The organism is Leifsonia sp. NPDC058292 (genome assembly GCF_042880955.1).
In the GTDB taxonomy this organism is placed as follows: domain Bacteria; phylum Actinomycetota; class Actinomycetes; order Actinomycetales; family Microbacteriaceae; genus Leifsonia.
Genome location: NZ_JBHVYL010000002.1, coordinates 229710 through 254960, shown reverse-complemented (window position 1 = coordinate 254960; position 25251 = coordinate 229710). Strand labels below are relative to the sequence as shown.

At 65.5% G+C, this 25251-nt stretch carries 25 protein-coding genes; 13 read left to right on the top strand and 12 right to left on the bottom strand.

Going from position 1 to position 25251, the window contains the following annotated elements:
• Positions 1–171: 171 nt before the first annotated feature.
• The 4 genes from ACFVWR_RS03315 to ACFVWR_RS03300 are packed head-to-tail and all read right to left on the bottom strand — an operon-like array spanning position 172 to position 4665.
• Positions 172–1509, bottom strand: coding sequence for an ABC transporter substrate-binding protein (locus ACFVWR_RS03315; protein ID WP_387207943.1), 1338 nt, complete (start codon positions 1507–1509; stop codon positions 172–174).
• A gap of 21 nt (positions 1510–1530) precedes the next feature.
• A complete protein-coding gene (locus tag ACFVWR_RS03310) occupies positions 1531–2364 on the bottom strand; it encodes a carbohydrate ABC transporter permease (RefSeq protein ID WP_387207941.1) in 834 nt (277 codons plus the stop codon).
• Positions 2351–3256, bottom strand: a complete 906-nt coding sequence (locus ACFVWR_RS03305; protein WP_387207939.1) for a carbohydrate ABC transporter permease — start codon at positions 3254–3256, stop codon at positions 2351–2353. Before ACFVWR_RS03305 ends, ACFVWR_RS03310 begins: the two co-directional genes overlap by 14 nt.
• On the bottom strand, positions 3241–4665 hold the full coding sequence (locus ACFVWR_RS03300; protein WP_387207937.1) for a CCA tRNA nucleotidyltransferase: 1425 nt from the start codon (positions 4663–4665) through the stop codon (positions 3241–3243). The genes ACFVWR_RS03305 and ACFVWR_RS03300 overlap by 16 nt, the downstream gene beginning before the upstream one ends.
• Positions 4666–4760: 95 nt before the next feature.
• On the opposite strand from ACFVWR_RS03300, the gene ACFVWR_RS03295 reads away from it, so the two are divergent.
• From ACFVWR_RS03295 to ACFVWR_RS03270, 6 genes are all read left to right on the top strand, one after another.
• Positions 4761–6962, top strand: coding sequence for a DUF6049 family protein (locus ACFVWR_RS03295; RefSeq protein ID WP_387207935.1), 2202 nt, complete (start codon positions 4761–4763; stop codon positions 6960–6962).
• Positions 6955–8574, top strand: coding sequence for a murein biosynthesis integral membrane protein MurJ (murJ, locus tag ACFVWR_RS03290; protein ID WP_387207933.1), 1620 nt, complete (start codon positions 6955–6957; stop codon positions 8572–8574). The genes ACFVWR_RS03295 and murJ overlap by 8 nt, the downstream gene beginning before the upstream one ends.
• Positions 8575–8648: 74 nt before the next feature.
• The gene (gene trxB / locus ACFVWR_RS03285; RefSeq protein ID WP_387207931.1) at positions 8649–9626 is read left to right on the top strand and encodes a thioredoxin-disulfide reductase; all 978 of its coding nucleotides are present in this window, start codon (positions 8649–8651) and stop codon (positions 9624–9626) included.
• Between the two features lie 13 nt (positions 9627–9639).
• Positions 9640–9966 carry a thioredoxin gene (gene trxA, locus ACFVWR_RS03280; protein WP_387207929.1) on the top strand — a complete coding sequence of 109 codons (327 nt, stop codon included), beginning with the start codon at positions 9640–9642 and terminating at the stop codon, positions 9964–9966.
• A gap of 144 nt (positions 9967–10110) precedes the next feature.
• Positions 10111–11433 carry a PLP-dependent aminotransferase family protein gene (locus ACFVWR_RS03275; protein ID WP_387207927.1) on the top strand — a complete coding sequence of 441 codons (1323 nt, stop codon included), beginning with the start codon at positions 10111–10113 and terminating at the stop codon, positions 11431–11433.
• A gap of 26 nt (positions 11434–11459) precedes the next feature.
• Positions 11460–12416: a D-alanine--D-alanine ligase gene (locus ACFVWR_RS03270; RefSeq protein ID WP_387207925.1), complete on the top strand. Its 957-nt coding sequence runs from the start codon at positions 11460–11462 to the stop codon at positions 12414–12416.
• Positions 12417–12428: 12 nt separating this feature from the next.
• Here the strand turns inward: ACFVWR_RS03270 and ACFVWR_RS03265 are convergent, their stop codons facing one another.
• Positions 12429–13373 (bottom strand): ParB/RepB/Spo0J family partition protein, encoded by a 945-nt coding sequence (locus tag ACFVWR_RS03265; RefSeq protein ID WP_387207923.1) that lies wholly within the window; start codon positions 13371–13373, stop codon positions 12429–12431.
• Positions 13373–14290 carry a ParA family protein gene (locus tag ACFVWR_RS03260; RefSeq protein WP_387207921.1) on the bottom strand — a complete coding sequence of 306 codons (918 nt, stop codon included), beginning with the start codon at positions 14288–14290 and terminating at the stop codon, positions 13373–13375. Before ACFVWR_RS03260 ends, ACFVWR_RS03265 begins: the two co-directional genes overlap by 1 nt.
• A 177-nt stretch (positions 14291–14467) precedes the next feature.
• Here ACFVWR_RS03260 and ACFVWR_RS03255 point away from each other — a divergent pair, with 177 nt between their 5' ends.
• Together ACFVWR_RS03255 and ACFVWR_RS03250 are read left to right on the top strand one after the other, a co-directional pair.
• A complete protein-coding gene (locus ACFVWR_RS03255) occupies positions 14468–14875 on the top strand; it encodes a bleomycin resistance protein (protein ID WP_387207919.1) in 408 nt (135 codons plus the stop codon).
• Positions 14876–15008: 133 nt separating this feature from the next.
• Positions 15009–15569 (top strand): histidine phosphatase family protein, encoded by a 561-nt coding sequence (locus ACFVWR_RS03250; protein WP_387207917.1) that lies wholly within the window; start codon positions 15009–15011, stop codon positions 15567–15569.
• Between the two features lie 411 nt (positions 15570–15980).
• Here ACFVWR_RS03250 and rsmG read toward each other — a convergent pair whose 3' ends face one another.
• From rsmG to rpmH, 6 genes are all read right to left on the bottom strand, one after another.
• Positions 15981–16553, bottom strand: coding sequence for a 16S rRNA (guanine(527)-N(7))-methyltransferase RsmG (gene rsmG, locus ACFVWR_RS03245; RefSeq protein ID WP_387207983.1), 573 nt, complete (start codon positions 16551–16553; stop codon positions 15981–15983).
• A gap of 163 nt (positions 16554–16716) precedes the next feature.
• Positions 16717–17295, bottom strand: a complete 579-nt coding sequence (locus ACFVWR_RS03240) for a protein jag (RefSeq protein WP_387207915.1) — start codon at positions 17293–17295, stop codon at positions 16717–16719.
• Between the two features lie 11 nt (positions 17296–17306).
• Entirely contained in the window at positions 17307–18281 is a 975-nt protein-coding gene (gene yidC / locus ACFVWR_RS03235; RefSeq protein ID WP_387207913.1) for a membrane protein insertase YidC, read from the bottom strand.
• An 8-nt stretch (positions 18282–18289) separates the two neighbouring features.
• Complete coding sequence (gene yidD, locus ACFVWR_RS03230; protein WP_387207911.1) at positions 18290–18598, bottom strand: membrane protein insertion efficiency factor YidD; 309 nt, start codon at positions 18596–18598, stop codon at positions 18290–18292.
• Positions 18595–18948 (bottom strand): ribonuclease P protein component, encoded by a 354-nt coding sequence (gene rnpA, locus ACFVWR_RS03225; RefSeq protein ID WP_387207909.1) that lies wholly within the window; start codon positions 18946–18948, stop codon positions 18595–18597. The genes yidD and rnpA overlap by 4 nt, the downstream gene beginning before the upstream one ends.
• A 9-nt stretch (positions 18949–18957) precedes the next feature.
• Positions 18958–19095 carry a 50S ribosomal protein L34 gene (gene rpmH, locus ACFVWR_RS03220; protein WP_163288492.1) on the bottom strand — a complete coding sequence of 46 codons (138 nt, stop codon included), beginning with the start codon at positions 19093–19095 and terminating at the stop codon, positions 18958–18960.
• A gap of 443 nt (positions 19096–19538) precedes the next feature.
• Between rpmH and dnaA the strand changes: the two genes are divergently transcribed.
• From dnaA to ACFVWR_RS03195, 5 genes are all read left to right on the top strand, one after another.
• Positions 19539–20957, top strand: a complete 1419-nt coding sequence (dnaA, locus tag ACFVWR_RS03215; RefSeq protein WP_387207907.1) for a chromosomal replication initiator protein DnaA — start codon at positions 19539–19541, stop codon at positions 20955–20957.
• Positions 20958–21390: 433 nt separating this feature from the next.
• Complete coding sequence (gene dnaN, locus ACFVWR_RS03210) at positions 21391–22536, top strand: DNA polymerase III subunit beta (RefSeq protein ID WP_387207905.1); 1146 nt, start codon at positions 21391–21393, stop codon at positions 22534–22536.
• A gap of 35 nt (positions 22537–22571) precedes the next feature.
• Positions 22572–23459, top strand: a complete 888-nt coding sequence (gnd, locus tag ACFVWR_RS03205; RefSeq protein ID WP_387207903.1) for a phosphogluconate dehydrogenase (NAD(+)-dependent, decarboxylating) — start codon at positions 22572–22574, stop codon at positions 23457–23459.
• Positions 23460–23480: 21 nt separating this feature from the next.
• Positions 23481–24698, top strand: a complete 1218-nt coding sequence (gene recF / locus ACFVWR_RS03200; protein ID WP_387207901.1) for a DNA replication/repair protein RecF — start codon at positions 23481–23483, stop codon at positions 24696–24698.
• The gene (locus ACFVWR_RS03195; RefSeq protein WP_387207899.1) at positions 24691–25191 is read left to right on the top strand and encodes a DUF721 domain-containing protein; all 501 of its coding nucleotides are present in this window, start codon (positions 24691–24693) and stop codon (positions 25189–25191) included. Before recF ends, ACFVWR_RS03195 begins: the two co-directional genes overlap by 8 nt.
• Positions 25192–25251: the final 60 nt, after the last annotated feature.

Sequence of the window (25251 nt, the reverse complement as noted above, 5' to 3'; positions counted from 1 at the left end):
GTGCAGGGCCCCCCGCCGGCGTGGGGGCCCCGGGGGGTGGGGTGGGGCGGGCCCCGCGGAAACACCCCACCGCACCGGCCACATCCGATCGAAAGGGCCACTTTCGGCGCGACCCGCGGCGCGCAGCGCCCAGCGTGCGGCGCGCAGCACCCAGCCCCGTGGCAGCCCGCGTTACCCCGCGCCGATGGCCGCGTTCGCCGCGGCCTGCGCCTCGCGCAACCCGCCCTCGACGGGCGTGCGCCCGGCGAAGATCGACTCGAAGATCGGGCCGAACGCATCCTGCGCCGCCGCCCATTTGGCGCCCTGCGGCGCCTGAACACTGCCGTTGTCGAGCACCTTGTAGAGCGGGGAGACGTCGACCCCTTTCGACTTCCAGTAGTCGAGGAACGACTGCTGCGCCGGGATGACGGCGGGGGAGGCGGAGCCGTTGGCGCCGATCGCCGCGGAACCCTCCGCACCGCCGAGCCAGGTGAGCACCTTCTTCACTGCATCCGGATGCTTCGAGTGCGCGTTGCCCGCGGCGATGACGCCGTTGGTCACGCTGATGGCACCGGCGGGACCGGCGGGGATTCCCGCGACGCCCCAGGTGAAGGCGGCACCCTGCTGCACGTTGGCGAGGTTGTACGAGCCCGTCTGGAAGAGTGCCAGCTTGCCCTGCGTGAACTGGTCTCGGCTGAAGTCGCCGTTGGTGTTCGTGTCTGCGGCCGATGGGGCGACGTGGTACTTGTTGATCAGGTCGACGACGTACTGGAAAGCCTGAACGCCCTCGGGGGAGTCGAAGACGAACTTGTCGCCTTTCTGCAGCGCCGCGCCGTTCGAGCCGAGGTAGTTGATGTAGATCGCGTTGAGATCGTTGGCCGCGTTGTAGCCGTACTGAACGATGTGGCCGGGGTCGAACGCGGGGTCGGCGGCGTTGCGGCCCGATGAGTCGAGCGTCAGCTTCTGCAGCACCGGGAGGAAGGTGTCGTCGGCTCCGGTCGGGTCCCAGTGCAGGCCGCTGAGACTGGCGGGGTCGACACCCGCCTTCTTCAGGAGGTCTTCGTTGTAGAACACGCCGATGCCGGGGTCGGCGAGCTGAGGCACGCCCCAGAGCTTTCCGTCTTGCGTGTACTGCTTCACAACGCTCGGCTGCCAGTTGCGCTCGATGCCGGCACCGAGGTCGTGCGTGACGTTCACGAGGTCGCCGTTGGTCGCGTAATCCTCGAAGTTGCCGGCGTTGACCCAGAAGATGTCGTCGCCTTCGCCGCCGGCGAGGTCGGTGCGGAGTTTCGTGAAGTAGTCGGCCCACGGCACGAGCGAGGTCTTCACCTCGATGTCGGGGTTCTTCTTCTCGAACTCTGCGAACGACTTGTCGTACGCCTTCTGCACCTGGTCATCCCACAGCCGCACGGTGACGGTCTGCTTCGTCGGACGCGAGGCGCCCGCGACCCCGGCGACCACAGCCACCGCGGCCACCACCACGACGAGCCCTGCCACGGATGCGGCGATCACGGTCGAACGCTTGGCCATGTGTGTCTCCTTCTTCTGCGTCTACCGGAACCCTGAGATCGTGATCGATCGCACGATCTGTTTCTGGAAGACCAGGAAGAGAACGACGAGCGGCACGATCGCCAGCGTCGTCGCTGTCATCACCAAAGTCCAGTTGCCGTTGTACTGGGTCTGGAGGCTAGCAGTGGCCACGGTGGCCACGCGCCAAGTGTTACCGCTTGTTATGACGAGGGGCCAGAGGAAGTTGTTCCATTGGCTCACCACGGTGATGAGGGCGAGGGTGGCGATGATCGGGCGGGAGAGGGGAACGACCACCTCGACGAGCACATCCAGCGTCGACGCTCCGTCGAGTCTCGCCGCGTCGATGAGGTCTTGCGGGATGCCGCGAAAGTACTCGCGCAGCAGGAAGATCGCGTATGGACTGCCGAACGAGAACGGCAGCACGAGCCCCCAGAAGGTGTTCCGAAGCCCGAGCTCGACCATCATCAGGTAGAGCGGGATGACCAGCACGACCGCCGGAACCATCAGCGTCGACAGGTACACCCAGAACAGCGCCTGCCGGCCGGGGAAGTCGACTCTCGCGAACGCGAAGGCGGCCATGATCGAGAACACGATCTGGAACACGACGATGAACACGGTGACCAGCGCCGTCACCCCCAGGGCGCGGCCGAAATCGGCGGAACCGGTGAAGAGGGTTACAACGTTCTGCAGGCTCCACGGGTCGGGCGCGGCGAGCGGGGGCTGCTGGGCGAACTGCTTGGGTGACTTGAAGGCGGTCATCGCGCTCAAGACGAAGGGGCAGAGGGTCACGACGGCTCCGGCGAGCAGCACGACATAAATGCCGAGCGTGCGCAGGATGCGGCTAGCTGAGGTCATACGTCGTCCTGCGTCTGAAATAGAGCTGCTGGCCGACGGTGATCGTCACGAGGATGACCAGGAGCACGACGGCCATCACGGATGCCCGCCCGAGGTCGAACGTCTGGAACGCCTCGGTGTAGATGTGGTTGGCCACCACATCCGTGCGCCGATCCGGTCCGCCGTTCGTGAGCGCGTAGACCTGGTCGAAGATCTGGAAGGTCGAGATCACGCTGGTGACGAGCACGAAGAACATGGTCGGCCGCAGCAGCGGCAGCTTGATGCGCCAGAACACCGCGACCGGCCCGGCTCCGTCGAGCCGCGCGGCTTCGAGCAGGTGAGGCGGGATGTTCAGCAGCCCGGCCATGAAGAAGAGGGTGACGTATCCCACGTTCGTCCAGATCACCACGGCGCACACGGCGGGGAGCGCCAGCGCCGGGTCGGTGAGCCATTCGATGTGCACACCCAGGATGGCGTTCAGGGCGCCGCCGGTCGGGGCGAAGATCCATTTCCAGACCACTCCGAGCGCCAGCGGGGCGCAGATCCAGGGGAGCACATAGATGGTGCGCAGCACGATCGACCCCGGTAACCCCCTTGTCAGGAATGAGGCGGCGAGCAGCCCGAGACCGGTCTGGATGGGGATGACGATCACCACGAACGCGAGCGTGACCAGCAGCGCGTTGCCGAACACCGCATCCCCGAGCACCGAGGTGTAGTTGGCCAGGCCGACGAATCGCGCCGGACTGATGAGATCCCAGCTCTGAAAGCTGAGCCACACGATGATGAGCACCGGCAGCGCGAGAAAGCACGCCACACCGAACAGGCTGGGCGCGAGCAGGGTGTAGCCGGTCAGCGCGTTGCGGCGACGCAGACCCTTTCCGCGTGCCGACCGCTGGGTCAGCGCTGCTCCCACCAGCTGAGCAGTCGGCGAGTGGCCTCCTCCTCGCCGAGCGGGCCTTCGTCGAGGCGCAGCTCCAGCAGGTATCTCATCGCCTCACCGACCTCCCGGCCCGGGCGGAGCTCGAGGATGCGCATGACCTGTTCGCCGTCGAGGTCGGGGCGAACCGCATCCAGCTCCTCCTTCTCTTTGAGCTCGCGGATGCGGGCTTCCAGGTCATCGTAGGCAAAGGCGAGCCTGTCGGCCTTGCGACGGTTACGCGTTGTGACATCTGCCCGGGTGAGCATGTGCAGGCGTTCGAGCTCGCCGCCCGCGTCGCGCACGTACCGGCGGACCGCCGAGTCGGTCCAGGCGCCTTCGGTGTAGCCGAAGAACCGCAGGTGCAGCTCGATGAGGCGCGCGACCGAGTCGATCGTCGACTTGTCGAAGCGCAGTTCGGTGAGACGCTTCTTCGCGAGTTTCGCTCCCACGACGTCGTGGTGGTAGAAGCTCACCAACCCGCCGGGCTCGAGCTTGCGCGTCGCCGGCTTGCCGATGTCGTGCAGGAGCGCCGCGAGGCGCAGCACCAGGTCTGGGGCCTCTCCGGGGTGGCGCTCTTTATCGTAGCCGATCGCCTGGTCGAGCACGGTCAGGCTGTGCTGGTACACGTCTTTGTGGTGGTGGTGCTCGTCGAGTTCGAGTTTCAGCGCCGGGATCTCGGGGATCACCCGGCCGGCGAGACCGGTCGAGACGAGAAGTTCGAGGCCGGCACGCGGCCCGTCGGTGATGAGCAGTTTCGAGAGCTCGTCGCGCACCCGCTCCGCGCTGACGATGTCGATGCGGTCGGCCATCTCGGCCATCGCGTGCTCGGTGTCGGCGTCGACGTCGAAGCCAAGCTGGGATGCGAACCTGGCGGCCCGCATCATGCGCAGCGGGTCGTCGCCGAACGAGATCTCCGGGCTGCTCGGCGTGGTGATCGTGCGCCCGATGAGGTGCTCGACGCCACCGGACGGGTCGACGAGCTTCACCTCGGGAACGCGGAGCGCGAGCGCGTTCACCGTGAAGTCGCGCCGCAGCAGGTCGCCCTCCAGCGTGTCGCCGAACTCGACGTCGGGCTTGCGGGTGGCGCCGTCGTAGCTGTCGGTGCGGTAGGTGGTGATCTCCACGGTGTCGTCGCCGAAACGCGCGCCGATCGTGCCGAACTGACGGCCGATGTCCCAGACCGCGTCGGCGATGGGGGAGACGACGGCGAGGATGCTGTCCGGCCGGGCATTCGTTGTGAAGTCGAGATCGTGCACCGGGCGGTCGAGCAGTGCGTCCCGCACGGGGCCGCCCACCAGTGCGAGCTCGAATCCTGCGTCGGCGAAGGCGGTCGAGACCCGGGCGACCGTCGCCGAGCGTGCGAGGTCGCCGAGGCGTGCAAGGGATTCGGCGACGTTGTGCATGGTCCCCAAGTTTACGGGCGCGCTCGGAGGGGACTCAGGAGCAGCCCTCTAGAATCGTTCTTCATGGAGGCCGAACCCGGATCGTGCGTCGACGCATGAGCGTATCCGCAAGGCCCACCCGTCGGCGGGGCCTCCGTGGACTGAGCGCGCGGTTCGTCGCCGCGCTCACCGGCGCCTCCCTGGCCATCGCGCTGCTTCCCGCTGCGGGCGCGCTCGCGTCGCCGGCAGCGACGGCCGGCGCACCCGCCGGCGCACCCGCCGACGTCTCCACGGCCGCCGGCGACTCCGACGATTCGCCGCTCACCGCATCCGTGGCCGCCGAGAACGCCGGGGTGCTGTCTCCCGGTCAGGTGCTGACCGTGTCGATCACGATCACGAACAGCTCGCAGCTCGCCTACGGGGCGGGAACGGCCGTGCTGTGGGTCGATCCGGCCGCGCAGAAGTCCCGGTCGACCCTTGACGCCTGGTTGACCTCGACCGACGCCGTCGACCAGGCCGTGACCGTCGGCTCGGCGCCGATCACCGCGCTCGAACCGGGCAGCAGCACCGTGGTGACCGTCACCGTTCCGGCCGCCTCCGTTCCGTTCGCCACCGACCCCTCGCAGTCGGTCTTCGGCATCGGAGCCTCGGTCACGGTGGGTGCGACGACGACGAACGCGCGGAGCAGTCTCGTGTGGAGCCCCGGCGCCACCGCCACACCATCGACCGTCGGAGTGGTCATGCCGATCGTGAGCCCCTCCACGTCGGACGGCTTGATCTCGGCAGACGACCTTGCGACCTACACCGCGCCCAACGGCGTGCTCACCCGCGAGCTCGACGGCCTGATGCACCACAGCACGGTCGCGATCGGACTCGACCCGATGATCGTCGCCTCGATCCGTGCGCTCGGCAACGCTGCGCCCGCCAGCGCTTCCGACTGGCTCGAGCGGCTCTCCCGGCTGCCGAACGACACCTTCTCGCTCGGCTTCGGCGACGCCGACCTGGTCGGGCAGTTCCAGAGCGGCCTCACCAAGCCACTGGCGCCCACCTCGCTCGCCTACGCACTCGACGCGAAGAACTTCACGCCATCGCCCACCCCGGTCGGCGAACCGACGGAGTCGACGTCCACGCCGACCGTGAGCCCCACGCCCAGCCCGACGCCGACCGCGGGCAACGCGCCCGTTCTGCCCACGCTCGACGAGCTCGTTTCGTGGAACTTCAGCCTGCAGGGGATCGCTTGGCCGGGCGACGACACCGTGCGCGCGACCGACCTCGATCCGCTGAAGGCCGCCGGATACACGACCACCCTGATCTCGGGCAGCAACTCGAACGCGGCGAAGCTCGACGGAACATCGAATGCCGTGCTGCCGTTCGACGGCGGCAAGCTCGGCGTGACCGACGCCGTGCTCTCCGCGGCGATCCGTCAGGCGGCGTCTGCTCCCAGCGATGCATCCTGGAACGCCGCGATGGCGAAGGTGAACGCGCAACTCGAACTCGCCAGCCAGGAAGGCGGCCAGGCGAAGCACGTGCTCCTCGCTTTCGACCGCTCCTGGCCATCGAGCGGAACCCAGCTGCAGCGCACGCTCGACGCCCTCTTCAACACTCCCTGGTCGACGCCCGCCACCCTTCCGGAGACGCTCGCCTCCTCGTCGACGAGCGGCCTGGCGCTGGTGGATGCGCCGGAGTCGCAGACACGCCTCGACGCCATCCATGCCCTCGCCGACGACGAGACGCGCCTCGACCAGTTCGCGACCATCCTCGACGACCCCGCGACCATGACGGGCCGGGCGCGCGCGGAGTTGCTGACCCTCCTCGCCGTCTCGTGGCAGAACCCGCGCACCGACTGGACGGCCGCGGTCACGAAGACCCGGGCCGCGACCACGAAGACGTTGAATGCGATCAAGATCGTGCCGACCGAGAACGTGAACCTCGTCAGCGCTCAAGGCTCGATCCCGTTCACGGTCACCAACGCGCTGCCCGACCAGGCGGCGAACCTCGTGCTCCGGGCCTCACCGTCCAACAGCCGCCTGGAGATCGACGACGACTCGACCAGGCGCATCCCCGCAGACTCCCGGGCAGCCATGCTCGTGCCGGTCAAGGCCAAGCTCGGCAACGGCCAGGTGACCCTGACTCTCACGCTCTACAGCCCGACCGGCGTGCAGATCGGTTCGCAGAGTACGGCGAAAGTGGATGTGCACGCCGACTGGGAGGGCATCGGCGCCCTGATCTTCGGCATCCTTCTGGTGCTGCTCTTCGGGTTCGGCATCGTGCGCAACGTCCTGCGTCGGCGTGAGCAGCGGAGAGCCGAACGTGGCTAGCGTCGGGCGGGCAAGCGCGATGCTCGCTTCGGGAACCCTGGTCTCCCGCATCCTCGGTTTCGTCAAAGCGTTCCTGCTGATCCAGGCGATCGGTGCGGTGGCGTTCGCCTCCAACCCGTATGCGACCTCCACGATCGTTCCGAACAGCATCTACGCGCTCATCGCCCAGGGCATCCTGAACGCCATCCTGGTGCCGCAGATCGTTCGCGCCTCGGCCCACGCCGACGGCGGCAAGGCCTACATCAACAAGCTCGTCACCGTGGGGATCGTCGTGTTCGCCGCGGTCGCGCTGGTCGCGACGCTGCTCTCCCCTGTTCTCATGCAGCTCTTCGGCCTGCGCGGCGAGGACGCCGCCATCGCCACCGCGTTCGCCTACTGGTCTCTGCCGCAGATCTTCTTCCTCGGTCTCTACACGCTGCTCGGCGAGGTGCTCAACGCCCGCAAGTCGTTCGGGCCGTTCACCTGGGCGCCGGTCGCCAACAACATCATCGGCATCGCGCTGCTGCTCGTCTTCATCGTGGCGTTCGGAGCCGACCCGGAGAGCGTGCGAGGCGCCGGCGAGTGGAACCCGACCATGATCGCCGTTCTGGCCGGAGGCGCCACCCTCGGCGTCGCTGTGCAGGCGTTCCTGCTCTTCTTCTTCTGGCGTCGGGTGGGCCTGCGGTTCCGGTTCGATTTCGCCTGGCGCGGGGTCAACCTCGGCACGGCCGGCCGCGCCGCCGCGTGGACATTCGGGATGCTCATCGCGACGCAGATCGCGGGCCTGATCGAGACGAACGTCGCGAACTCGGTGGGCAAAGGATTCGCCGGTCCCGCGATCATGAACAGCGCCTGGCTGATATTCATGCTGCCGCAGGGCATCATCGCTGTCTCGATCGTGACCGCCTTCTACACGCGGATGGCCGAGCACGCGCACCACGGCGACACGGATGCCTTCCGCACCGACTTCTCGAGCGGCGCGCGGTCGATCCTGCTGCTGATCGTCTTCTCGGCAGCCGCTCTCATCGTCGTGGCGTTCCCCTTGGCGAGCGTCTTCACGCCGTCGTACGTCGACTACGGATACGTGCTCATCGCCTATCTCGTCGGTCTCGTGCCGTTCTCCATCGTGTTCATGGCCCAGCGGGCGTTCTACTCGCTCGGCGACACCCGCACCCCGTTCGTGTTCACGGTCATCCAGGTCGTGGTGGTCGTTGGCGGCGTGCTGGCGTGTTTCTCGGTCGACCGCTCCTTCCGCGCGGCGGCGATCGCCCTCGTCGTGTCGGCCGCGACCACCGTGCAGGCGCTCATCGCGGTCGCACTCCTGCGCCGCCGGATCGGCGGGGTCGACGGCCGCCGCATCGCGCGAGGCCTGTGGCGCTTCCTTCTCGCCGCGGCCGCATCGATGATCGCGGGTGCGGGCTTCCTGGTTCTGCTGGGCGGGGTCCGGGCCGGCGCCTTCCCGGTGTCGTCGTTCATCGCAGCGCTCACGTCGATCGTGGTCGTCGGCGTGGTCATGCTGGTCGTGTACTTCGGCTCGCTCGTGCTGCTTCGCTCCGACGACCTCAGAGCCGGTCTCGCGCCGATTCTCAGCCGTTTCGCGCCCCGCTCCGAACACCCAGGTGACAAGGAATAGCATCCGCCTAGGATGTGTTCTACACCTCAGCGATTCCGATCGGGACCGCGACAGTCAGTGCAAGGAGCTCCGCAGTGCGGCAGATCATCATCATCGGTTCCGGCCCCGCCGGATACACGGCAGCGGTCTACGCTGCCCGCGCCAACCTCAAGCCGCTGCTGATCGCCTCCTCCGTCGAGGCCGGCGGCGAGCTGATGAACACCACCGAGGTCGAGAACTTTCCTGGATTCCCCGACGGCATCATGGGCCCCGACCTGATGATGAAGATGCAGGCGCAGGCCGAGAGGTTCGGCACCGAGGTCGTGCTCGACGACGTCGTCTCGGTCGATCTGACCGGCGACGTCAAGACAGTGACCCTCGGCTCCGGTGCCGTGCACACGGCGCTCTCGGTCATATTCGCCACCGGCTCCGCATACCGCAAGCTCGGCTTAGAAGACGAAGAGCGCCTCTCCGGCCACGGCGTCTCCTGGTGCGCGACCTGCGACGGGTTCTTCTTCCGTGAGCGCACGATCGCCGTCGTCGGCGGCGGCGACTCCGCAATGGAGGAGGCGAACTTCCTGACCCGCTTCGCGGACAAGGTGTACGTCATCCACCGCAAAGACACCCTGCGCGCCTCGAAGATCATGCAAGACCGCGCCATGGCGAACGACAAGATCGAATTCGTCTGGAACTCCGAGGTCGTCGGCATCAACGGCGACGAGACCGTGAAGAGCGTCACGCTGCGCGACACCGTCAGCGGTGAGCGCAGCGAACTCGAGCTCCAGGGCCTGTTCATCGCGATCGGCAACGACCCGCGCGTGCACCTCGTGCACGGGCAACTCGACCTCACTTCGGAAGGCACCATCGCGGTCGCCGGCCGGAGTTCCAAGACGAAGGTCGCGGGTGTGTTCGCGGCCGGCGACGTGATCGACCCGCACTACCGTCAGGCGGTCACCGCCGCGGCTTCGGGTACGGTTGCAGCGCTGGACGCCGAGCAGTACCTCGCCTCCCTCCCCGAAGACCTGCTGGCCCAAGCGGACGCCAGCGATCTCGAACTCACCCCCACCGCTTAAGGAGAATCACACAATGTCGGCAGCACGTTCCGTCACTGACGCCACCTTCCAGGATGACGTCCTCAACAGCGAGAAGACCATCCTCGTGGACTTCTGGGCAGAGTGGTGCGGCCCGTGTCGCGCCGTCGGCCCGATCCTCGACCAGATCGCCGCTGAGCACTCGGACAAGATCGAGATCGTCAAGCTGAACGTCGACGAGAACCCGCAGACCGCGGCGAAGTACCAGATCACCTCCATCCCCGCGATGAAGGTGTACCAGGGTGGCGAGGTCGTCAAGACCGTCATCGGTGCGAAGCCGAAGCCTGCCCTCGAAGCAGACCTGGCCGCCTACCTCGCGTAGCCGACCAGTCATCACAGACCCGTCCGGCGAGAAGCCGGGCGGGTCTTTTTTTGTATCCGAAACATCCCCGCACCATCACCGTTCGATTTCGAACAGGCACGTCCACACAAATAGCATTGGCAAACGGCGTAAGAAGGAAGAAAAGTGACTGATCAGGGCAGCCCGCTTTCACGCGGCAACAATCTCGACCCGTGGTACAACCACTACGCGCAGCGCACGAGCGGTCTGGCCGCCAGTGAGGTCCGAGCCCTGTTCGCCGTCGCCAGCCGCCCCGAGGTCGTCTCCCTGGCCGGGGGCATGCCCTACGTCTCCGCCCTCCCCGAAGATCTCGTCGTCGGTGCGATGGACCGCGTCATGCGGGAGCAGGGCCCCGTCGCCCTCCAGTACGGCTCAGGGCAGGGGGTTCCCGCCCTCCGCGAGCAGGTGCTCGACGTGATGGCGCTCGAAGGCATCAGCGCCAGCGCCGACGACGTCGTGATCACCACCGGTTCGCAGCACGCCCTCGAGCTCTTCAGCAAGCTCTTCATCGATCCGGGGGATGTGGTGCTCGCCGAGGGCCCCAGCTACGTCACCGCCATGGTGATCTTCCGCTCGTATCAGGCGGAGGTCGACCATGTGCCGATGGATGAGCACGGCCTGATCCCCGAGGCGCTCCGTGAGCACATCGCCCGGCTGAAGAGCGCGGGCCGCAAGGTGAAGTTCCTCTACACGATTCCGACGTTCCACAACCCGGCCGGCGTCACGCTCACCTGGGAACGCCGGCTCGAGATCCTCGAGATCGCGCGCGAGAACGACATCCTGGTGCTCGAGGACAACCCGTATGGGCTCCTGTACTTCGAAGACAAGCCCCCGGCTGCGCTGCGCTCGGTCGAGCACGACGGCGTGGTCTACCTCGGAACGTTCTCGAAGACGCTCGCCCCCGGTTTCCGCGTCGGCTGGGCCCTCGCGCCGCACGCCATCCGCGAGAAGCTCATCCTGGCGAACGAAGCGGCCGTGCTGAGCCCCAGCTCGTTCTCGCAGCTCGTCGTCTCGGAGTATCTGAAAGACGCCGATTGGCGCGCCCAGATCGACACATTCCGCGGGGTGTACCGGGAGCGCAAAGAGACGATGATCTCGGCGCTGGAGGAGCACCTCCCCGAGCTGAGCTGGACGAACCCCAACGGAGGCTTCTACGTCTGGCTGACGCTGCCCGAGCATCTGGACTCGAAGGCCATGCTTCCCCGCGCCGTCACCGAGCTCGTGGCCTATACCCCCGGAACAGCGTTCTACGCCGACGGCAACGGGCGCCAGAACATGCGCCTGTCGTTCTGCTATCCGACACCTGACAGCATCCGGGTCGGCATCCGGCGCCTCGCGAACGTGATCAACGGCGAACAAGACCTGCTCGACACGTTCGCCGGCACCGGCCGCCTCTCCCAGCTCGGACGAGACCGCAACAGTGCCAACCCTCCGACCGACCTGCGCTAGCTTCACCAGACACGAAAGGCCTGATCATGGCTGAAAAACACGCTCTGAACATCCTGGTGCTCGCGGGTGGGATCTCTCACGAGCGCGACATCTCGCTGCGCTCCGGTCGCCGGGTCGTCGACGGTCTCAACTCCCTCGGCCACACCGTGACCTTGCGCGACCCGGATGCGTCTCTCCTCGGAGCCATCGCCGAGAACCGTCCCGACGTCATCTGGCCGGCGCTGCACGGCGCCAGCGGTGAAGACGGCGCCCTCCGCGCACTGCTCGAGCAGACGGGCATCCCCTTCGTCGGGTCGCGCAGCGACGCGGCCCGGCTCGCGTGGTCGAAGCCGACAGCGAAGACCCTCGTGGCCCGCGCGGGCGTCGCGACCCCTGCATCCGTCACCCTGCCGCAGGAGACGTTCCGTGAGCTCGGCGCCAACAGCGTGCTCGCGACCGTCGTCGCCGGACTGGGGGAGTCACTCGTCGTCAAGCCCGCGCAGGGCGGCTCCGCCCAAGGGGTCAGCATCGTGCAGTCGGCGGATGACCTCCCCCGTGCGATGGTCGACGCGTACACCTACTCGGATGTCGCCCTGATCGAGCGCAAGATCGAAGGCGTCGAGGTCTCCATCGCCGTCATCGACACCGGTGACGGGCCGGAAGCGCTTCCCGCGGTCGAGATCGAGCCGCTCGCCGGCGCGTACACGTTCGACGCGCGCTATAACGCGGGGGAGACCCGGTTCTACGTTCCGGCACGGCTCGATGAGTCCGTGTCCGCACGCGTCGCCGCAGCCGCCACGACCGCGCATCTCGCGCTCGGGCTCCGGCACCTTTCGCGCATCGACCTCATCGTCGACGATTCGGGCACTCCGTGGTTCCTCGAGGCCAATGTGCTTCCAGGCCTGACGGAGACCTCCATCATGCCGCAGGCCATCGCCGCGTCGGGCCGTGACCTCGGCGAGGTTTACGCGGCTCTCGCAGTGGCGGCGATCGCCGACCAGTGAAGCCGGGATCGGTCAGCTGTAGCTGGGCTGACCGATCTCCTCGAGAATCCTGTTCAGGTCTTGGATCGTCGCGAAATCCACCACGATCTGGCCTTTTCTTGCCCCGAGGGTGATCTTTACGCGCGTGTTGAGGCGGTCGCCGAGCTTGTCGGAGATCTCGTCCAGGTGCCCGCGGTGCTTACCCGGAGTCGCCTTCGTGCGCGGAGCCTTCGGTTCTTTGCTGGCGGCGGCCTCGGCTGCTCGCACCGAGAGATCTTCGTTGACGATCTTGTCGGCCAGGCGGCCCATGGCCTCCTCGTCGTCGCCCACCGACAGGATGGCTCGTGCGTGCCCGGCGCTCAAGACGCCGGCGGCGACGCGGGACTGCACTGCAGAAGGCAGCTTCAGTAGCCGCAGTGTGTTGGTGATCTGGGGCCGCGACCGGCCGATCCTGGTGGCGAGGGCGTCTTGCGTGATGCCGAAGTCGGCGAGAAGCTGCTGGTAGGCGGAGGCCTCTTCCAGTGGGTTCAGGTTCGACCGGTGCAGGTTCTCGAGCAGCGCATCCCGCAGCATGTCCTCGTCGGCCGTGTCTTTGATGACGGCGGGAATGGTCTCGAGGCCGAGGGCCTTGGTCGCGCGCAGGCGACGCTCGCCCATGATGAGCTCGTAGCGGTCGGCTTCGCCCAGGATGGGCCGCACCACCACCGGCTGCAGCACTCCGACCTCACGGATGCTCGCGATCAGTTCATCAAGAGCCTCCTGGTCGAACTCGGTTCGGGGCTGCACCGCGTTCGGGGCGATGGATGCGGGGGAGAGGTTCGCGAGTCGCGCGCCCGGAACGGCCACCAGGGCATTCGCCCGCGAGTCCGCCTGCGCGGAAGAATCCGGGAAGAAGACGTCGACGGGACGTGCCGACTGGTCGGTGACGGGGATGAGTGCGCCGATTCCGCGGCCCAATCCTGTGCGCTTCGCTGCCATTAGCGGGGTGCTCCTCTTCGTGCGATCTCCGCTGCCGCCTCCAGGTAGGAGAGCGATCCGGAGGAATTCGTGTCGTAGCTGATGACGCTCTGCCCGTAACTCGGTGCCTCCGAGATCCGCACGGAGCGGGGAATGATGGTGTCGAGAACTTCTTTGGGGAAGTGGGCTCGCACATCCTCGGCCACCTGATGGGCGAGATTGGTGCGGGAGTCGTACATCGTGAGAAGAATCGTCGAGACCCGCAGCTTCGGGTTGAGGTGCTTCTCGATGAGTTGGATGTTCTTGAGCAGCTGACTCAGCCCCTCGAGTGCGTAGTACTCGCACTGGATGGGGATGAGCACCTCACTGGCGGCGACGAACGCGTTGATCGTGAGCAACCCGAGCGAGGGTGGGCAGTCGATCAGCACGTAGTCGAAGTCGTACTCGTCGAGGAACGTGGCGAGCGACCGCGACAGGCGTTGCTCACGGGCGACCATGGAAACGAGCTCGATCTCGGCGCCGGCGAGGTCGATGGTGGCGGGTACGACGAATAGACCCTCGAACTCCGGGCTCTTCTGGATGACCTCGTCGAGTTCTTTGTCGTTCACGATGACGTCGTAAACGCTCGGCGTGCCCTCGCGATGCTCCACGCTCAGTGCCGTGGATGCGTTTCCCTGAGGATCGAGATCGATCACCAGCACCTGCGCGCCTGATTTGGCCAGCGCGGCGGAGAGGTTCACCACCGACGTGGTCTTGCCGACCCCGCCCTTCTGATTGGAGATCGTGAAGATGCGCGTACGGGAAGGAAGGGGCAGTGTTTGAGCGGCGATTGCCTGCCGACGACGTGTCAGATCCTGAATCTCCCGGGCCAGCGGGGTCGAGCCGTCAAAAGCCGAGGCGGTCGGTTCGACCTGGGCGTCCTGGTCGGGATGTTTCACGTGAAACCTTGTCGCTCGTTCTGGCGCTGAGCGCCGCGTTCATGACTCGGAAGGGTCAAGCCTTGCGGTAAACCACTTCGTCAACTCTATCTTGGATGACTGACACACAACGCTCGGATGGGTTGTGTCCGTCGACCGGGATCGCCGGGACTGGATGTTTCACGTGAAACTGCCACGGTGTTCCCGCCGCCCGATCACTATGCTGACAACATGGCCGATCGCGCAGTTCCGAATCTGCCGTCTCGCGGCTTCGATGACACGATCGCGTTTTACGGCCGCTTCGGGTTCGAACTCGCGTATCGGGACGAAGCCTGGCTGATTCTTCGTCGCGGGACCCTTCAGCTGGAGTTCTTTCCGCTCCACGGCCTCGTGCCCGAGGAGAGTAACTTCATGTGCACCGTTCGCGTCGATGACCTTGATGAGCTGTATCGGCAGCTCAGGAACGCGGGCATCGAGGAGACGGCGGTCGGGCAACCGCGACTGCATCCGGCGAGGCTGCAATCATGGGGACAACGCGCAGCGTTTCTCGTCGACGCTGACGGGACGCAGCTCACCTTGATCGAGAACGCCGCCGAGCCGACCTGACCCCGGGGACTGATCCCACCCCGTCCGCGGCGACAGCGCGACATCAGGCACGGAAGGCTTATCCCTCACCGGGCAGTGGTTTCACGTGAAACATGCCCTCGCCGCCGCGGCCGCCAACCGGTAGCGTCGAGTGGTGTCCTGCTACTTCATCACCCATCCCGAGGTGGTCATTGATCCTTCGGTGCCGATCGAGCAGTGGGGCCTGTCCGATGCGGGTTGGGCACGCGCGAGGCTCCTGTCCCACTTGCTGCGCAGTGAGGTTGACGACATTGTCAGCAGCGCAGAGGTCAAAGCGCACGAGACCGCGGAGATCGTGGCACAAGCGCTCGGACTCGGCGTTCGTGTCGACCCCGCCCTCGGCGAGATCGATCGAAGCGCCACCGGGTACCTCCCGCCGCACGAGTTCGAGCTGACCGTCGACGCGTTCTTCGCCAACCCGCACCTGCCGGAGCGCGGCTGGGAGCGGGCGATCGACGCGCAAGCACGCGTCGAACGAGCCGTACGCGCGAACCTCGCAGCTGACCGCGACGACAGAATCGCGTTCATCGGTCACGGTGGTGTCGGCGCACTACTCCTTGCAAGCCTGAGTTCACGGCCGATCAGTCGAGGTCTCGACCAGCCCGGGCTGGGCAGCTACTTCACCTTCGAAGCCCGCGCGTGGCAGGCAACAGGGGAGTGGCATCGCATCGAATGACCTGCTCCGCGCGCCTCCGAGATCGCGCACTGGGTGGTGCGCGCGCAGCGGACGCGAACATCGAGCATCCCAACGCGTGGTCGTGGCACACCACATCTTCGCGAGCCAGCTTTGCACGCGCTGCGGTGCGTGAGCAGTCGCCGCCACCGGCCGCTTGGGTCGAAAAGTGCGTGCACCGGCGGAGAAATGCGTCGAAATGGGCGTTCGCTCCCCAACGCCACAATCGGGGAAGCGAAGCAACGGAAATGAGCGAAAACAGGCCATAACGGCCGGAAATTCAGCCGATTCGAGCGCTCTCGCGTCCCCGCGCCCAGCAAGTCAAATACCTGGTCAGGAGCTATTTATCGCGCGAAGGAACGGTGTTGTCATGACGCTCGGTTCCACAGGAGCGATCCTAAGGGCCGCCTGAGCTCAGCGGACGAACGCTGTGATGACTCTCGTGACCTCGTCGAGCACGTTTTCGCCCAGGACTCGCACTTCGGCGTCGCGAAGGCGGAACTTGCGCATCTCCTTGGCCGCTGCATCCACTTCGGCCTGAGCGCTGGCACCCTTCATGAGCACGAGCTCGCCTCCGTCACGAACCAAGGGAGCGGTGAGTGGAATCAGTTTTCGGAAAGCACTCACGGCTCGGGCCGTGACCTGATCGAGTGGTTCGGCTAGACGCACGTCTTCCGCTCGCGCGCGAACAATCTCGACGTTCGAGAGCGCGAGCTCTTCGACCTGTTCGGTGAGCCATGCCACTCGACGCTCCATCGGCTCGATCAACACGAAGTCGACTTCCGGCCGGGCGATCGCCAGCACCAGACCCGGGAGACCCGCGCCACTTCCCACATCCCCGACTCGACCGGGACGCAGAAGTGGAGCGACGATCACGCAGTTCAGAATGTGCCGGGACCACAGGCGGGGGAGTTCGAGCGGGCCGATCAGTCCGCGCTCCTCACCCTGCTCGGCGAGGTTGGCGGTGAAACGTCGAGCTACGTCGATGCGATCACCGAAGAGTGTCGCGGCGACCGAAGGCTCCGGCTCGAGTTCGAATTCCGTCGACGCGTCGGGGTCTGCAACGGGACCCGCATCCGCGGTCCCGTCAGGCAGCCCGGGGGCGTCGGGGGAGTCAGTCACAGCGCGCTCAGCAGAGTTTCACGTGAAACTAGGCAGCAGTGATGACGGTGTGGCGGTCGCGACCTTCGCCGTGCGAGTTCGACACGAAACCCCGGTCCGACACGATGTCGTGAACGAGCTTGCGCTCATAGGACGACATGGGCGGCAGTGCTGCCTGAGCAGCGCCCTCTTCGAGGCGGGCGATGGCACGCTCCACGAGAGTGGCGAGCTCGGCCTGGCGTGCATCCCTCGAGCCACCGATGTCCAGGATCAGACGCGAGAAAGCGCCGGTCTTGTTCTGCACAGCGAGCCGGGTCAGTTCCTGGAGAGCGTTCACTGTGTCGGGCTTCGACAGCACGCGGAGGTTCGCACCGTCGCCAGCGTTCACCGAGATGTACGAGCGGTTGTTGCGCGCGTCGATGTCGATGTCGCCGTCGATGTCGGCGATGTCGAGCAGCTCCTCGATGTAGTCGGCCGCGATGTCGCCCTCACGATCGAGCTCGGCCGCGGTGGGTTCGTTGTACTCGCGATCGACACCTTCAGCGCCGGCCGTCGTCGCCGGAACGTCGGCATCGGCGTTCTCGACATCGGTGGTGAACTCGGGCTCGGTCTGCTGCACGTCGGTCATATCGGCTCCTGCTACTTTCCGGACTGCTTCTTGGCGCGGTTCTTGTTCACGGGCTGAACGCGCTGCGTGGTCTTCTTGGGAGCTTCGGCTGTCGACTCGTTCACCGTGAGCACGACGGCGCCCTCCTCATTGACGAGCTTTCCCTTGCGTGCCAGACGCGCCTCGCGAGCCTTCGCGGCATCCGAGCCGGGCGTGGGCATGTTGCGGATGACGAGGAACTGCTGGCCCATGGTCCAGATGTTCGAGGTCAGCCAGTAGAACATGACGCCGAGCGGGAAAGCGAAGCCCGAGAACAGGAAGACGAAGGGGAGCAGGTACAACAGGATGCGCTGCTGCTTGAACTGCGGGCTCGCCTTGGTCTCCGGCGACATGTTCTTCGACACGATCTGCAGCTGCGTGAGGAACTGCGAACCGGTCATGAGCACGACCATCGTCGCAGCGATCACCATGACGGCGACCTGCTGAGGATGTGCGTTGAGCGCGCCCTGGAAGCTCTGGTGCAGGGGAGCGATGCCGAAGAGCGAGGCGCTGCCGAACTGCTGCGCGAGCTGCTCGTTCAGTGGACCGACGCCGGCCTTGCCGCTCTGCGCACCGTTCAGCACCTGGAACAGGCTGAAGAAGATCGGCATCTGAAGCAGCAGAGGGAGGCACGAGCTGAGCGGGTTCGTTCCGGTCTTCTTGTACAGCTCCATCGTCTCGCGCGACATCGCCTCGCGGGAGAATTGATCCTTCTTGCCCTTGTACTTGTCTTGGATCTTCTTGAGCTGGGGCGCCACTTCGAGCATCCGCCGCTGATTCTTGATCTGGCGCACGAAGATCGGGATGAGCGCGGCACGCACCACGACGGTGAGGCCCACGATCGAGAGAACCCAGGTCAGACCTGCGGCCGCGTCGAGCCCGACGTTGGTCAGCAGCCAGTGGAAGGCGACGAGAATCAGTTCCACGACCCACTTGATGGGCCACAGAATCGTTCCGATGATGTCCATGTGGGTTGCTAGGCCTTTCCCTGGCTTGTGACGACGAATCCGAACGGAGTCACCCGGTAGCGACGTTTCTTCTTGAGGGGGACGTCATCGACCCCTCCGGCTGCCCACGGGTGGCAGCGCGCGATCCGCCGAACTCCGAGCACCGTGCCGACGGCCACCCCGTGCTCCTGAATGGCCTGCAGTGCGTAGGCCGAACAAGAGGGGTAGTAGCGGCAGACATCCCCGTACAACGGTGAGATGACGGCACGATAAGCGCGCAGCACCAGCACTGCGACGTTTCTCGGCGCGAGGAGCACAGCTGTGATGGCGGTGTTCATCGACGGAGAATGCCTCTACTGGTGATTCGGCTGACGGCTCGGGAGATCTCTTCGTGCAGGGTAACCCACTCCGCTTGAGCGGACGCTGGCAATGCCCTGATCACGACGTCCATTCCCGGCGCCATCTGGGGGAGCAACTCGTACGCCACAGCCTTCATGCGTCGACGAACGAGATTGCGCCGGTTTGCGATGCCCACCGTCTTTCCAACGATGAAGCCGAATCGCACCACCTCGGAATCGGGGTTCGGGCGCACGTACGTGACGGTGTTCGCATCAGAGAAGCGAGCGCCGCGACGCACGGTCGCCTTGTAATCCGACCCCCGCGTGATGCGATTGGCCTTGGCGAGCACCGGCTGAGGCTACGCCGAGAGCTTCGTGCGGCCCTTGGTGCGGCGAGCGGCCAGGATGGCGCGGCCGGCACGGGTGCGCATGCGCAGACGGAAGCCGTGGGTCTTCGCACGCTTGCGGTTGTTCGGCTGGAACGTTCTCTTGCTCATATCAATCTCCGTGTGGTCTCTTAACAGGCCGGTGCCGAGCGGTGAGCCAGCACGGGGAGGCCGTGAAAAGTTTTTGGGCAGCCTGAACGGCTGAAGTCAACTGGTTAAAGCTACGGCGTCTGGCGGTCGAGGTCAAACCAAACGAGCCAAATCCGTTGATTATGCACAGCATTGACAGTCTCGACGGGAACGACACGCCGATGTATTCCCACTATCGAATTTGATCCACAACCTGTGGACAAGTTAGCGTGAGCACCAAAGTTATCCCCAGCCGTACCCACTGAAGGCCGGAGATCGCTACGGTATTGCAAACACAGCGGTGGATAACTCTGTGAATACCTTCCGGGCGCGGCGACGCGCCTGCACCGATGACGACCGAGTCACGAAGAAGTGACACGTCGAAGTCGGGTGACGGCATCCACACGAGACGAATACGGGGAACGATGGCAGGCGGCGAAGAGTCCATTTCTGTGGCATGGAAGAGCGTGCTCGACACACTCGAGTCGGACGACCGGATCACGCCACAGCTCCACGGATTCCTGAGCCTGGTCGAACCCAAGGGCATCATGGCCGGCACCTTCTACCTCGAAGTGCCCAACGAGTTCACCCGCGGAATGATCGAGCAGCGCAGCCGCGTCCCCCTGCTCAACGCGATCGGCACCCTGGATGAGAACCTGGCGGTCACGACTTTCGCCATCGTGGTCAACCCCGACATTCAGCAGGAGACGATGGCCGGCCCCACGGAGCCGTCGGAAGCGGCATACATCGAGGCGCCCGGGGTGACGCAGCCGGCGGAGATCACCGCTCCCGCCCGCAACAGCGACACGCGTCTGAACCCCAAATACAGCTTCGACAACTTCGTCATCGGCCAGTCCAACCGCTTCGCGCACGCCGCAGCGGTCGCTGTGGCCGAGGCACCCGCCAAGGCATACAACCCGCTCTTCATCTACGGCGACTCCGGCCTCGGCAAGACCCACCTTCTGCACGCGATCGGCCACTACGCGATGAGCCTCTACCCGGGCATCCGGGTGCGGTACGTCAGCTCGGAAGAGTTCACCAACGACTTCATCAACTCGATCGCGAACAACCGCGGCTCCTCCTTTCAGGCGCGCTACCGCAACATCGACATCCTGCTGATCGACGACATCCAGTTCCTCCAGCGAGCTGTAGAGACCCAAGAGGCCTTCTTCCACACCTTCAACACGCTGCACGACCACAACAAGCAGGTGGTCATCACCAGCGACCTGCCGCCGAAGCACCTCACCGGGTTCGAAGACAGGATGCGCTCCCGCTTCGAGTGGGGACTGATCACGGATGTGCAGGTGCCCGACCTCGAGACCCGCATCGCGATCCTCCGCAAGAAGGCGCAGAGCGAGAAGATCCAAGTTCCCGACGACATCCTCGAGTTCATGGCGTCGAAGGTGTCGAGCAACATCCGCGAGCTCGAGGGAACGCTCATCCGCGTCACCGCGTTCGCAAGCCTCAACCGCACGCCCGTCGACATGCCCCTGGTGCAGACGGTGCTCAAAGACCTCATCACCCTCGACGACGACAATGTCATCGCGCCGACCGACATCATCACGAACACGGCTGACTACTTCAAGCTCACCGTCGACGACCTCTACGGCTCGAGCCGGTCGCAGGCCGTAGCGACGGCCCGGCAGATCGCGATGTATCTGTGCCGCGAACTGACCAACCTGTCCCTGCCGAAGATCGGCCAGCTGTTCGGCAACCGCGACCACACGACGGTGATGTACGCCAACAAGAAGATCAGCGAGCTCATGAAGGAGCGCCGCTCGATCTACAACCAGGTCACCGAGCTCACCAGCCGCATCAAGCAGAACCACCGCTACTCGAAGTAGCCGCTCGGCAAGCGCCGCCCGGGGTGTAACCGCCAGCGCCGGTTATCCACATATTCCTCCCCACCTTGGGGAGAAGTCATCTTTTCTCACATGTGGATAACTTGTGGAGAACTACCGGAAACCTGGGGCGTTAATGGGGACGGATGATGGATCGCTGTGAGTCGACGCCTTCTCGCTCGCATCCCGATCACCCGCCATTCCACTGGAATCCCCAAGTCATCAACAAGTGACATCCTTGTAGTTCCCAGTCGTTTCCTGGAGTCCACCGAGTTATCCACAGTTTCCACAGCGGTTAACACCATTAATCATTAACTCTTCTTAGTGTGGAGGCCGACAACCTTCTCCCGACGCTCGAATCACAAACTTCTCCGGTCTGAGGCAGGCGCTAGGATTTGTCACGATCCATTTCCCGCCGACGACAGAGGTGACGCGAGTGAAGTTCCAAGCCAACCGGGACGTCTTCAGCGAAGCCGTCTCGTTCGCCGTCAAGCTCCTTCCGCAGCGAACGACGCTGCCGATCCTGAGCGGTGTGCTGATCGAGACCACTGACACCGGCCTTCAGTTGTCGTCTTTCGACTACGAGGTCTCGGCGCAGACGGAGATCGCCGCCGAGGTCGAAGAGCCGGGGCGAGTGCTGGTCTCCGGGCGCCTCCTAGCCGAGATCGCGTCGAAGCTCCCCAATGCACCCGTGCAGTTCTCGACCGAAGACACCAAGATCGTCGTGCGCGCCGGCTCCGCGAACTTCACCCTGCTGTCGATGCCTGTCGAGGAATATCCCAGCATCCCGCAGGTGACAGGGCAATCGGGCCTGGTTCCGGCCGAGGAGTTCTCCGAAGCGGTCGCGCAGGTCGGCGTGGCAGCATCCCGTGACGATGTCACCCCGGTGATCACGGGCGTGCAGCTCGAAGTCGGCGACAACACGCTCGGCCTCGTGGCCACCGACCGCTACCGCGTCGCCGTGCGCGAGATCGATTGGGACAACGGAACCACCTCCGGCGAGCCGGTGACGGCCCTGGTTCCCGCCCGCACCCTCACCGAGATCGGCAAGACCCTCGGCCACAGCGGCACCATCGCCGTCTCCATCACCAACCGCGACGACCGTGAGCTCATCGCCTTCACGGCCGACAAGAAGACGGTCACCTCGCTGCTGATCAAGGGCAACTTCCCGCCCGTGCGCCGGCTCTTCCCCGACACGGTGGACAACTACGCCGTGGTCAACACCGCCGAGCTCATCGAGGCGACGCGACGTGTCTCGCTCGTGCTCGAGCGCGAAGCCGCGCTCCGCTACTCGTTCAGCGCCGACGGTCTGACTCTCGAGGCCATCGGTTCGGAACAGGCCCAAGCTTCCGAGAGCATCGACGCTCTCCTCACTGGCCAGGAGACGGTGGTTTCGCTGAAACCACAGTTCCTGCTCGATGGTCTCGGCGCGGTGCACTCGGAGTTCGTGCGCATCTCGTTCACCAAGACCGACAACCCCAACAAGCCTGGTCCGGTGCTCATCACGAGCCAGACCTCGAAGGACCAGGCAGGCGCGGACAACTACAAGTACCTCCTGCAGCCCAACCTGCTGCTCAGGTAACGGTCGTCGGCGTCATAGCGAACAGAAGGACAATCATGCACATCGGCCTCATCGGTCTCGGAAAAATGGGCAACAACATGCGTGCCCGCCTCGAGAAGAACGGCATCGAGGTGACCGGCTACGACACGAACCCCGACGTCTCGGATGTGGCGACTCTGGCCGACCTCGTCGCAGCTCTCCCTGCCCCGCGCACCGTGTGGATCATGGTTCCGGCCGGCAAGATCACCGATTCCGTGGTCGACGGACTCGAGCCCCTGCTCGAAAAGGGCGACCTCATCATCGACGGCGGCAACTCCCGGTTCACCGATGACTTCAAGCACGCGGAACAGCTCGCGCCGAAGGGCATCGACTACATGGATGCCGGCGTCTCGGGCGGCGTGTGGGGCCTCGACAACGGCTACGGCCTGATGGTCGGCGGCAGCAAGGAGCAGGTCGAGCGGGTCATGCCGGTCTTCGACGCTCTGCGCCCCGAGGGTCCGCGCGCCGAAGGGTTCGTCCACGTCGGCGACGTCGGCGCCGGGCACTACGCCAAGATGGTGCACAACGGCATCGAGTACGCCCTGATGCAGGCATATGCCGAGGGCTACGAGCTGCTCGACACGCGCAAGGACATCATCCACGACGTCACGGGCACGTTCAAAGCCTGGCAGCGCGGAACCGTCGTGCGCTCCTGGCTGCTCGACCTGCTCGTGCGCGCTCTTGAGCAGGATCCCGAGTTCGAGCACATCGAGGGTTACGTGCAAGACTCCGGCGAGGGCCGGTGGACGGTCGAGGAAGCGCTGGCGAACGCGGTTCCCGTCCCGACGATCAGCGCGTCGATCTTCGCCCGCTTCGTCTCGCGCCAGGAAGACTCCCCGGCCATGAAGGCCGTCGCGGCTCTGCGCAACCAGTTCGGTGGCCACGCGGTCAAGGCCGTCGACTAGCCTGCGCGGTATCTGAGCAGAGTGCGTGTCACCCATCTCTCCCTGACCGACTTCCGCAACTACAGAACTGCGGAGGTTCCCGTTGCGGCCGGCGCGAACCTTTTCGTCGGCCGCAACGGTCAGGGAAAGACGAACCTGGTCGAATCGCTGGGCTATCTGAGTACGCTCGGCTCGCACCGGGTGTCGAGCGATCAGGCCATGATCCGTAAAGATGCCGAGTCCGCGATTGTGCGGGCGCGCATCCACCACGAGGGCCGCGAGCTGCTCGTCGAGGTTCAACTGAACCGGTCGTCGGCCAACCGGGCCCAGGTGAATCGCGGAGCCATCAAGACCCGCGAACTGCCGAGGTACTTCTCGAGCGTGCTGTTCGCGCCGGAGGATCTTGCGCTGGTGCGGGGTGAGCCGAGCATCCGCCGCCGGTTCTTCGATCAGCTCCTGATCCAGCGCAATCCGCGATTCGCCGGTGTGCTCGCCGACTACGAGCGCGTGCTCAAGCAGCGCAACACGCTGCTCAAATCGGCTCGCTCCTCCGGAGTCAAAGAGAGCCAGCTCGGCACCCTGGACATCTGGGATGAGCGACTCGTCGCTCTCGGTTCGGAGCTGGTGGATGCACGGCTCGACCTCGTCAGCCGGCTTTCGGCTCCGCTCGTCGCCGCGTACCGATCGGTCGCCGGTGACGACCACCATCCGAAACTCATCCCCTTGTTGACCATCAGGGGCGCCCGTGTCGATGACGCCGAAGGCGACGGATCCACCGACGGCGCCGATGTAACCGACTCGACCGGTGTCAGCACCACGACCGCGGATGCTTTCCGGCAGGCGCTTGCGTCGGTGCGGCGCAAGGAGCTCGAGCGAGGGCTGACCCTCATCGGTCCGCACCGGGACGACGTGCTCTTCGAACTCAACGACCTGCCGGCCAAGGGGTACGCGAGTCACGGCGAATCCTGGTCCTTCGCGCTCGCCCTCAAACTGGCATCGGCCGAGCTGCTCCGTCGCGAGTCGTCGACGGGCGACCCCGTGCTCATCCTCGACGACGTGTTCGCCGAACTCGACCAGGCCCGGCGCCGCATGCTTGCAACCGCCGTAGCCGGTTACGAGCAGGTGCTCATCACCGCCGCCGTGTTCGACGACGTGCCTGGTGAACTCACGGCGCACACCGTGCGCATCGAGGGGGGCGCGGTGGTCGACGACCCAGCGCTTCCCGCTGCGGCGGCGATCTCCGGCGGCGACGATGCCTGACGACCTGCCTGAAGTGACGGAGGCCTCGGCCGTCTATCTCCGCTTCCGCGAGATCTTCGGCGGAGTGCCCGCGCGCGCCAAACGCAGCAGGAAGAAAGACGAGAACGACCCCAGCGCGAGTCAGCCGTTCGGCAAGGGCCGTGACCCGAGAGGGCTCGGCGATGTGGTCGACGCGCTCGCGAGCCAGCTCGGCTGGACGGCATCCCTCGCTCAATCGGATCTCCTCGAAGGCTGGCGCGAACTGGCCGGCGAGGAGACGGCGAAGCACGCGATCCCGGAGGGCATCACCGAGGGCGTGCTCACGGTGCGTTGCGAATCGACGGCCTGGGCGACCCAGTTGCGGATGATGCGCTCAGACCTGCTCGCCCGCATCGCGGACAGGTTCCCTCAGGCCGACATCCAATCCATCCGTTTTCAAGGCCCCGACGCCCCCTCTTGGAAAAGAGGCCCCAGGTCGATTCCAGGGCGGGGCCCGCGCGATACTTACGGCTGAGGGCGCAAAAGAGGTCACCGGGCAGAAAATAACGCGTCAGACGAGCGATTTTGGCCCTTC